The organism is Acidisphaera sp. S103 (assembly GCF_009765975.1).
GTDB lineage: Bacteria > Pseudomonadota > Alphaproteobacteria > Acetobacterales > Acetobacteraceae > Rhodopila.
The window spans coordinates 1-9,329 of the sequence record NZ_LMUJ01000005.1; the positions used below are offsets into that span (position 1 = coordinate 1).

Consider the following 9,329-nt stretch of genomic DNA (forward strand, 5'->3'; position numbering starts at 1 on the left):
TCGCCAAACGTCGGAAGCTGAGTAGAATCAATACCGTGCGGCTTGTACAGCGAAATAGTGCGTTCAGGACTCAAAAATCGTGCCAGACAGCCGTGGCCGGCGGGGGGAAGCCGCAAAGCTGGAATGGCCGCATCTTGATCTGATGAACGCCGAGTGGCGGCAATCCGATCAGCTGACGAAGAACAACGATCCGCATCGGCTTCATCTGCACCCGTTGGCGGTCGAGGTCCTGCGTGCTCGCTGGAGGGCCTGGGCCGAGGCGCAATCCGGCAATCCGGAGGCAGCAGAACGTCTTATGTCGAAGGGATTGCCGCGTTCTGGGTTGGTATTCCCAGCGCCACGGTCGGGCAAGAAAATCGACACGTTCAGCAAGATCAAAGTGGCGCTGACGGCCGCTACCCGATCAGATGACAACGATGATGCCCTGACTGGGTGGAATTGGCATGATTTCCGCCGGTCTTTCGCGTCTGCCCTGGGCGAAGCTGGCATTCCCGAAGCCGTGGCCGACGCCGTTCTGAACCACCGGCAGGCCGCGACGCGTGGTGGGGTCCTGGGAGTCTATCAACGGTCGAGTCGCTGGCCGGAGCAGGTCAAAGCAATGCAGCTCTGGGGTAGGCTACTGGCTGATGCGTTGGGGGGCAAACACGCCGACGCAAGCGTGGTGCCGATCAACGCGCGAGCAGGTTGAACTCGGGGGCCAGATCACCCATCCGGTAGGCTTGGGCGACCACGCTCGGCGATTTGACCCGAGACACTGTGCAAGCGACAGTCCCGCTCAGATCACGAGGAGGGAACAATGCGACCCAATCCCCTGCGGGCTGGAGTTGAGCGCGGAGAATTGCAAATCGGCACATGGGTCAACCTGGTGCGCAACCCCGCAATCCTGACGTTGCTGAAAGCCGCTGGGTTGGATTTCGCTCGGGTGGACATGGAGCACTCCACGCCCTCGATGGAAACCATCGCGAACATGGCGCTGCTGGCCCGAGCCCTCGATTTCCCGATCGCTGTTCGTCCGCCGAAGGCAAATCGCGAGTGGATCACGCGGTTGCTCGATGTCGGTGTCTGGAACCTGCATTGCCCGCAGGTCGAGAGTGCCCGTCACGCAGCCGAGATCGTTGCAGCATCGCGCTATGATCCGAGAGGACTGCGTGGCAACGCCGGTCACAGTCCAGCCACTGACTACGACACCACGGGGACGGCAGCAGAACGGCGGGCGTTCGCCAATCAGCAGGTATTCGTGACGGTGATGTTCGAGACCGGTGCCGCGTTCGACGACCTGGACGAAATTGCTGCGATGGACGGCATCGACGCGCTCACGATCGGGCCGGCGGATCTGGCGCAGGACCTCGGCGTGTTTGGTTCGCCTGATCAAGCACGCGTTTTGGACGAAAGACGGAACTTGATTCTTGCGGCTGCAAAAAAGCACCACAAGACTTGCGCGATGCTGTGTTCCAGCCATGAGCAAGCCCAACAGTGGAAGGAGGCGGGCGCGTTGATCTTGGCTTATGCCAGTGACGCTGAGATTCTGCACGGCGCCTACAGCCAGGCCATCGCCAAAATCAAAGGCTGACCGGCAGAAGGTCAGGCAGCAGGGGGCCTGCCTTGGGTGGCGCCTCGGTTGATACGTTGCGCTCCAAATCTTGGCCGAAACACTGACGGCGCTGTTGATCGGACTCGGCGACCACACTCCTGGATGATCGCGCGACCTATTCAACACCCGGGAAGAGCGCGACTTTCCGCCACAGCTCGCCGTCCTCTTGGACGAACACGTCACACCACTCGCCACTGGCAACGTGACGTTGAAACTCATGAAGCGCGTCCAACCAACCGTTGAAGGTGGCGGGGCTGTCTTTACCGGGGTGGTTCACCCGAAATTCGATCATCGGTCAGACTCCTTATGCACCCGAACATAGTGGGTGCGCCGCCGCACGGAAATAATCCGAAGGAATTAGGCAATCTGTCGTCATACCTGTGTGATCGGGATCCGCCACAATTCATCGAGGCGAGGCGATTCCTGATGCGACCGTAACGGGATATGAAAGCCTGATAGATGGTCTGGCTCTGCCGGATCCGGACGATCGTCATGTGCTCGCTGCGGCCATAGTGGGAAAGGCCGATGTTATCGTGACGCTCAATCATCAGGGATTTTCCAGATGAGGCCTTAGCACCGTTCCAAATAGAAGCACAGCATCCGGACGAATTCATTGCTCACGTGCTGACCCTCGCTCCACCGATCGCATTAGGAGCGATCAAAGAGATGCGTGCCCGGCTCAAAAATCCCCCCTTCACGCCAAGCGAATATCTCGATCTCCTGGCGCGCCAGGGATTGCCACGGACGGTTGCGATTTTGCGGGATAATATTGCCCTCATCTGAGTGATTTGATTCACCTAATTCGGCGACCGGAGTCGCCTAGTACCTCTGCACGGCGGTTTTGACCGGTTGACCGTAGCCCGGATGCAGCTCCGGCAAATCGTGACGATCGACCAGAACGGCGATACTTCGTGCCACCCCCGGTTGGCGCGAGATCCATCCTGCTTTTTCGAGGGCAACCACCATCTGATGCACTGACGGCGGTGCGACCCGAAAGAACCGTTGCATGTCCGCCTCGGCGGGCGGCCGCCCGTTCACCAGCGTATAAGCGTGAATAAACGCCAGATATTGCCCCTGCTTTGGCGTGAAAACCGGATGAGAATCAGTCGCCGCGCGATTCATCGTCGCCCTCGTCAACGGGGGGGGCGGACATGAATATACGGTACCGGGTGGAACTGAGCGAGGCGGAACGTGCGACGCTCGCGGCGATGTTGAGCGGCGGCAAACATGCGGTGCGCAAGATCAAACGAGCCCAGATCCTGCTCGCCGCCGACGCCGGGGTCAGCGACGAGACGATCGCGAGCAGCGTCTCCGTTGGCGGTTCCACGGTTTACCGGACCAAACGCCGCTTCGTGGAAGGCAATCTCGAACTGGCACTGAGCGAGGAGGCGCGACCGGGAGCACCCCGTAAGCTATCCGGCAGGGAGACGGCGCTCCTGGTGGCGACCGCGTGTTCCAGCCCGCCGGCAGGGCGGAAACGATGGACGCTCAACCTGCTGGCGGGTGCGATGGTCGAACTGACCGGCCATGACGGATTGTCGCGCGAGACGGTGCGCCGGCGCATGGCCGAGGACGACCTGAAACCCTGGCTCCGGAAGATGTGGTGCATTCCGGACGTGAATGGCACCTACGTCGCGCGTATGGAGGATGTCCTCGATCTTTACGCCGAGCAGCCCGATCCCAAGAACCCAGTGGTTTGCTTCGACGAAAGCCCGACCCAACTGATCGGCGAGGTGCGCGCGCCGATCCCGGGGGCACCTGGACAGCCCGAGCTGTATGACTGCGAATATAAGCGCAACGGCACGGCCAATCTGTTCGTGTTTCTCGACGCGCATAAATCCTGGCGTCATGTGAAGGTAACAGACCAGCGAACAGCACGTGATTTCGCCGTTTGCATGCATGATCTGGTCGATATCCATTATCCGGACGCCAACCGTATCCGTGTGGTGCTGGACAACCTTTCGACCCATACCGCTGGGGCCTTGTATGAAACTTTCCCAGCGCCTGAGGCACACCGCATACTCCAGCGATTGGAGTTTCATTACACACCGAAACACGCGAGTTGGCTCAACATGGTGGAAATCGAAATCGGTGTGCTGCGCGGTCAATGTCTCGATTGGCGCATTGGCGAGCGCGAAGTGCTGGTCGCCGAGATCGACGCTTGGCAACGGCGGCGCAATGCGTCAGGCGCGCGCATCACATGGAAGTTCACCACCGAGAAGGCTCGGAACAAGCTGGCGCGTGTTTATCCCGACGTTTTGAAAGAGTCGTAATCACTGTGACGGGGTACTAGGAACAGTCAGCGATACCACGCGCCCCCGCTTCCGCCGCACAGCCCGCTCCGCCGCGGCCTCCGCCGGCGCCGAACCGCTGTGCCGATCGACAAACCACCACATCCGCCCGAATACGCCTACCGGGGCGTGGCGACGGTACCGGCCCGCCCCCCTGAACCGATCACAGTGGACGTGCCGCCGCCATTTGGGACCATGGTCGCGCTGCCATTCGGGGTTCCGAGCGTCTGATAATTCGCTGTGCCACCCGTGGTGACCCCCATACCCCCTTGCGGGAGCTGGACGACCGCTCCGGACCGGCCGGGATCGGGCGCGTTGGGGGTGAGCAGCGTATGCGCGCTATCCTTTGCAGGCGCTTGTGCGAAGCTGATGGCTGGTGTCATTGCAATGGCTACCGTCGCTGCGAGCAAAAACCTGTTCATGCCGGGGCCTCCTGTGGACGATGCGCCGTCCGATGAGAATGTGGGAGGACGGCGCAGACAGGCCGGGAACTACTTAGTGAGGAAGGGCTTGCGACAACCTGCATTTTGGTGATGGGGCGCCGCGGCGGTGCCCCGGGCGACTTGCCACTTGGCGCTCCGAAGGCAAACCGGTAAAGCGCCAGATTCCATACCACACAGAGCTTCATGCCGAGCGGTTCCAGTTCCCCGGAACCTCAGGCACTTGCCGGTCGTTGAGTCGTTGCTACGCCTAAGCTGCGCAACAATCAGGAGTTCGCAATGGACAAGGATCGGGTCAAAGGCGCTGCGCACGAGGTCAAAGGCAGCGTGAAGGAGGCCGCCGGCAAAATGACCGGCGACACGAAGACTCAGGCCGAAGGGGCCGCCGAGAAGGCGGCTGGCAAGGTCCAGAACGCCGTCGGTGGCGCGAAGGACGCGATGAAGAAGTAAGCCTCACGATGGGGTGGGGGCTTTCTGCTCTGAGCGGCCTCCCTTAGCAGTATCCCCTACCCCGCTTCTTGGCTGCCAGCCCCTCCGCAGCCGTTCGCGCCGGCGCCAAGGCGTCGTGCAGATCCGTCTTGACCCGTCCTGGTCGGCCGATCCGTCCCCATTCCCGAACCACGCTCCAGCCGTCCAGTAGGTCGGCTTGCAGGCTAACGGCGTAGAACCGGGCCATATTGCGGCTGGTGTCCCGTCGGTGGATTGTCAGCATGGCGCAAACCCGCTCCGCTCGGCGCCGGCGGCCTCCATGGCCTCGCGCATCGTCCGGAACGGCCTGATGTCAAACGCCTGCTCATCGGGCTCGTTAGCCGGAAGGAACCACCAGCCGCCGGATCGGTAGCCTGGACCGCGCACAGCACCGACCGGGCTCGAGTACCATTGCGGGTCGAGCGCATCGCGCTCCCACAAGACATCCCGGGCGGCGCTATCCATTCTTGCACGTCCCACACCAGATACCCTTTGACGGCGAGCAGAGCGCCCACGCGCCACAGCGAGGACAGCGCATGGGAATGCTGTTGATGGCTGATGTTCGCATCGTTCACTCCATCACATCGAGTTCGGCCTGGTGTTTCCGGCGACCCGCTCCGGTGGGGAGATTGGCACATTCACCGATATCAAGGCCGCGCTAGTGACGGCAACCAAGTCAAAAGATGACGGCGCAACGCTGGACGGTTGGACGTGGCATGGTTTCCGACGGTCGTTCGCGTCGGCGTTGGGCGGAGCCGGCATCCAGGAGGCGGTAGCCGATGCCGCGTTGAATCACCGGCAGGCTGATACCCGCGGCGGCGTATTGGGAGTCTATCAACGGTCGAGTCGCCGACCGGAGCAGGTTCGGGCTATGGGACTTTGGGGCCGATTATTGAGGAATGCATTGGACGGGAAAGAGGCCGTCGAGAACATCGTACCTCTGGTGGCACGGGCCAATTAGGCATTTCAGCGGTCGGACCCGCCTGAGGAGGTGGTGCCGATTGAACGACTACGGTTGCATTAGGCGGCGACGTCGCGTAATAGGCGACGTAGCGTAAGTATACGTGGCGCACCGGCGCGCGAATTGCCGGGCTGTCCTTCATCTGAAAATGGCGCATACGATGCGCTGAAGGCCCGCCCGTGCCCGCCCCATCAACACCCCCGACGTCTTTAAGTCCGTTCCAGCAAGTCGACTCGAACGCGGCTTCGCCAACTCGTCTCCCGCCGCATCTGCTGGAAGCCCTTGCCGATCAGCCCCCTAATGTTGATCGCCAGACCGGTGCGAGATTAATCACGCGGCACATTTTCCCGGTGTCCCACCGTAGCCTGGAGGCTTGGCCACTGCCAATCCGGCGCGTAAACGGCCGGGCGGTCATTCCAACGGCGACGCTGTTCGAGGTTGCGTACGCCAAGTTTGCTGAGGCCCCAGTGATCATGAGCGGTCGCAAGGCGGCTTCCCACAAAGACGCAGCCTAATCCCATCCACCAGCGCGGCCATGCGCAGGCGGATGGGATATGGTTTAGTAATTCGGCTGAAGTCGCGAGCAACGACCTAGTGAATATACCAAACCGTCATCGCAGTCGCAAGCACACAAGCCAGCGCTCTTCTATGAAAGAGCAGCGACATGTCACGCGTCACCAACGACAATGATTTCGATCCTGTTGAATACGATCCCGGCGTCTCCGCAGCAGCGCGCCTTGCGGCATCCATAGATCGACTCGCGGATCGCCTCCTCGCAGAGGGCTGTCACCACGCAGCCGAGCATCACTCCCGTCGTGCATCCGAGTTGCGGGAGATGTTCGCATGATCGCCGCTACCGCTCCGGCGGCAGGGGATGGGCTGTATACCCTTCCCCGACTTCGTGCGCTGGCGTGCCGCTTGGCGCGGCCTGTCTGCAAGGGCTGGTTGCCGCTGGGTCATGCTGATGCGGCACTCGTGCTGGCCGCCAGTCGAGAGCCGGGTATCGATCTACTCGACACCTGGCACGCTCTGCAGGCGACTCTGCGGAGGGAGTCGGCGGTATGAAGCGCCCTTTCCAACCGAGATCAGCACGGAAGCGCGTGCGCCGACGCCTGGCCGCCACCATCGAACGCCTGGCGGAGAATCTCGAGGCTAGGCTCGGTCGGCCGGTTTCCGATGAGAAAATTGCCCGAGCGCTCGCGAAAAATGTGACGCACGTCAAACGCGCTCTGTCGGCGGTGTCCGGTGGGGCGCCGTGAGCAACTCCGCTCTTCGATGGGCATTTCGGCTGCCGATCACTGGCGCTGCGAAGTCTGTGCTCCTGGCGCTGGCTGATTGCATGAACGATCAGACCGGACGGTGCGATCCGTCCGTAGCGACACTGGCCCTTTTTGCTGGCGTGGAGGGTCGAACTGTTCAACGGGCATGTCGATCGCTCGCCGCCGCAGGATATCTGACCATCATTGATCGTCCGGGGCGACCGAGCCAATACGCCCTGGCAATCGGGTCGGAGGTGACTCCAGACGACAGGATCGCGCCACCCCAGACACCACGCCACCCCAGACAAGGTGTCACCCCTGACACTACGTCACCCCTCCCCCGACACAGTGTCACCCCCACCCCTGACACTGAGTCCAAAACCCCTGACACTACGTCACCCAAACCCTTAGAACCCCAAATACAACCCCAATCGAACCCACGCGACGCTTCGAGTGAGCCGCTCGCATGCGGTGGGCTGTTCGCGCCGGAGGACGTTCCCACTGAGCCTGTCGGGCTCAAGCGAAGAGCCCGGAAAGAGGTCCTCGAGGATGACACCATCGCCGCCGAGTTCGATCGGTGGTGGGAGGTCGTGCCGAAGCGGGTCGACAAGGCAGACGCGGCAAAGCTCTTCCGGCAGTTGCGGATCAAGCGGCGGATCCCATTCGCCACGTTGCTCGACGCCATGGCGAGATATGGGCGGCAGTTCACACCTCTGGGCGCCGAAGACCCGAAATTTGCGGTCGGGCCGGCACGCTGGCTTCGCGGCGAGAAATGGAGCGACGAACCACCGGCCAGCGATCAGCCTCTGAGCCATCCCAGCCACATCACCCCATCCAACCCGACCGGCCGCGTCATCTCGCGGCTCACCGGAGGTCTCGACTGATGGTCGAATCAGCCCAATCGCTTCCCGAGCTGCTTGCCGACGCCGGCATCCGCTTGAAATCGCTCCGCCCGGGCCACACCGAGCACATAGTCTGCCCGCGGTGCGGTGGCGGGAAGGATCGGGAGATCAGTCTCTCGGTGACAATTGACGCCGACGGCGGTGGCGCCGCCTGGGTGTGCCATAGGGGCAGCTGCGGCTATCGGGACGGCGGCAAGGTTGTCCGAGATACCCCGAGACCCTCGGCCGCGGCACCGAGACCGGTTCCAATCCAGAAGCCGAAGCCGCATCCGGCAGCGCAGCAGGAGAACCGGCCGCCATGGCTGTGGGATTTCTTCGGCGAACGTGAGATCGGGGCCCGGACCATCAAGGCGTTCGGCGTCTATGCGGCGACAACGTGGTTCCCGGGCGCGAAGGTCGACCAAGGTGGTAAGCCTGAGCGCGAGGGGGTCGTGTTTCCCTATTTTTTTAAAGGGGAATTGGTCAACCGAAAGTATCGGACCAAGCCTCCGGAAAAGACCTTTGTCCAGGACAAAGACGCCCTGCCAACACTGTTCAACGTCGACCGGCTGGGCGATGCGCCGGCTGAAATTGTCTTCGTGGAAGGCGAAATGGACGTCATGGCGCTGTTTGAGTGCCAGATCGAGAATGCGACCACGCTGAAGGACGGAGCGGGGAAAGAGGCCACATTCAAGGAGGATGACAAGCGGTTCGAAGCGCTGCGCACGCACGCTGACATATTGTCGAAGGCGAAGAAGATCATCCTCGCAGGCGACAATGACACGCCCGGTCTGGCGCTTCGCGAAGAGTTGGCGCGGCGCCTCGGCCGGCATCGCTGCTGGTTGGTGAGCTGGCCGGAAGGCTGCAAGGACGCGTGCGACACGTTGCGCCTCAGTGGCACGGAAGCCTTGCAGGCGTGTATCCGAGATGCAGCGCCATATCCGATCGCCGGCATTCAGCGCATCGGCACGGGCACGCTGCTGGCGCTGCGCGAACTGCCACCGCCGGCGGTAATGACCACCGGGACAATGGCGACCGATCTGATTCTGAAACTGCCCACCGAGGGGCGGTTGATCATCGTCACCGGCTACCCGGGTCACGGCAAGACGAGTTGGACCCGGTTCGTCATCGTGCACACTGCAGACAAGGAAAACCGACGCTGGGCAGTGTTCAGCCCCGAGATGCAACCATGGGAACACTTCGCAGCGCAGTGCGCTGAGGTCTACGTCGACAAGCCGTTTTGGCCGCGGGGCGGCATACCTACGATGACCGACAACGACATCATCAAGGCTGAGCAGTGGCTCGCCAGCCGCGTGGTTCTCCTGGTCTGTGACGCCGCAGCGGTGTAGCGCGACAATCTGGGTGAGAAAATGCGTCAATCAGGATGAGAATTGATGACCGCAACGAGTTCATGATGTTCGGTCTGATTGTCGCTGAC

Annotated in this window: 11 protein-coding genes and 1 pseudogene; 8 read left to right on the forward strand and 4 right to left on the reverse strand. The window is 61.9% G+C overall.

The annotated features are described in order from the left end of the window. Nucleotides 1-79: 79 nt before the first annotated feature. Together GSQ89_RS00045 and GSQ89_RS00050 are read left to right on the forward strand one after the other, a co-directional pair. Nucleotides 80-688 (forward strand): tyrosine-type recombinase/integrase, encoded by a 609-nt coding sequence (locus tag GSQ89_RS00045; protein WP_158920656.1) that lies wholly within the window; start codon nt 80-82, stop codon nt 686-688. Nucleotides 689-796: 108 nt separating this feature from the next. Further along, nucleotides 797-1,570 carry an HpcH/HpaI aldolase/citrate lyase family protein gene (locus tag GSQ89_RS00050; RefSeq protein WP_158920659.1) on the forward strand — a complete coding sequence of 258 codons (774 nt, stop codon included), beginning with the start codon at nt 797-799 and terminating at the stop codon, nt 1,568-1,570. Between the two features lie 136 nt (nt 1,571-1,706). Here the strand turns inward: GSQ89_RS00050 and GSQ89_RS00055 are convergent, their stop codons facing one another. After that, nucleotides 1,707-1,883 carry a hypothetical protein gene (locus GSQ89_RS00055; protein WP_158920662.1) on the reverse strand — a complete coding sequence of 59 codons (177 nt, stop codon included), beginning with the start codon at nt 1,881-1,883 and terminating at the stop codon, nt 1,707-1,709. Nucleotides 1,884-2,085: 202 nt separating this feature from the next. On the opposite strand from GSQ89_RS00055, the gene GSQ89_RS38955 reads away from it, so the two are divergent. Further along, nucleotides 2,086-2,157, forward strand: coding sequence for a hypothetical protein (locus GSQ89_RS38955; RefSeq protein WP_254073011.1), 72 nt, complete (start codon nt 2,086-2,088; stop codon nt 2,155-2,157). Between the two features lie 253 nt (nt 2,158-2,410). Here the strand turns inward: GSQ89_RS38955 and GSQ89_RS00065 are convergent, their stop codons facing one another. Further along, nucleotides 2,411-2,713: a LexA family transcriptional regulator gene (locus tag GSQ89_RS00065; RefSeq protein ID WP_158920665.1), complete on the reverse strand. Its 303-nt coding sequence runs from the start codon at nt 2,711-2,713 to the stop codon at nt 2,411-2,413. Nucleotides 2,714-2,742: 29 nt separating this feature from the next. Between GSQ89_RS00065 and GSQ89_RS00070 the strand changes: the two genes are divergently transcribed. Next, complete coding sequence (locus GSQ89_RS00070) at nt 2,743-3,864, forward strand: IS630 family transposase (RefSeq protein ID WP_158920668.1); 1,122 nt, start codon at nt 2,743-2,745, stop codon at nt 3,862-3,864. A 737-nt stretch (nt 3,865-4,601) separates the two neighbouring features. Next, nucleotides 4,602-4,772 carry a CsbD family protein gene (locus GSQ89_RS00075; protein ID WP_158920671.1) on the forward strand — a complete coding sequence of 57 codons (171 nt, stop codon included), beginning with the start codon at nt 4,602-4,604 and terminating at the stop codon, nt 4,770-4,772. A 43-nt stretch (nt 4,773-4,815) separates the two neighbouring features. On the opposite strand, the gene GSQ89_RS39945 is transcribed toward GSQ89_RS00075, so the two are convergent. Next, nucleotides 4,816-5,034: a WGR domain-containing protein gene (locus GSQ89_RS39945; RefSeq protein WP_158920675.1), complete on the reverse strand. Its 219-nt coding sequence runs from the start codon at nt 5,032-5,034 to the stop codon at nt 4,816-4,818. Further along, nucleotides 5,028-5,255 carry a hypothetical protein gene (locus GSQ89_RS00085; protein WP_158920678.1) on the reverse strand — a complete coding sequence of 76 codons (228 nt, stop codon included), beginning with the start codon at nt 5,253-5,255 and terminating at the stop codon, nt 5,028-5,030. Before GSQ89_RS00085 ends, GSQ89_RS39945 begins: the two co-directional genes overlap by 7 nt. Nucleotides 5,256-7,006: 1,751 nt before the next feature. On the opposite strand from GSQ89_RS00085, the pseudogene GSQ89_RS39950 reads away from it, so the two are divergent. The 3 genes and pseudogenes from GSQ89_RS39950 to GSQ89_RS00095 all read left to right on the forward strand — a co-directional run. Further along, nucleotides 7,007-7,195, forward strand: a pseudogene (locus tag GSQ89_RS39950) (helix-turn-helix domain-containing protein); the annotation flags it as partial. Nucleotides 7,196-7,600: 405 nt separating this feature from the next. Further along, a complete protein-coding gene (locus GSQ89_RS38960; RefSeq protein ID WP_254073010.1) occupies nt 7,601-7,894 on the forward strand; it encodes a hypothetical protein in 294 nt (97 codons plus the stop codon). Further along, complete coding sequence (locus tag GSQ89_RS00095) at nt 7,894-9,240, forward strand: toprim domain-containing protein (RefSeq protein WP_158920684.1); 1,347 nt, start codon at nt 7,894-7,896, stop codon at nt 9,238-9,240. Before GSQ89_RS38960 ends, GSQ89_RS00095 begins: the two co-directional genes overlap by 1 nt. Nucleotides 9,241-9,329: the final 89 nt, after the last annotated feature.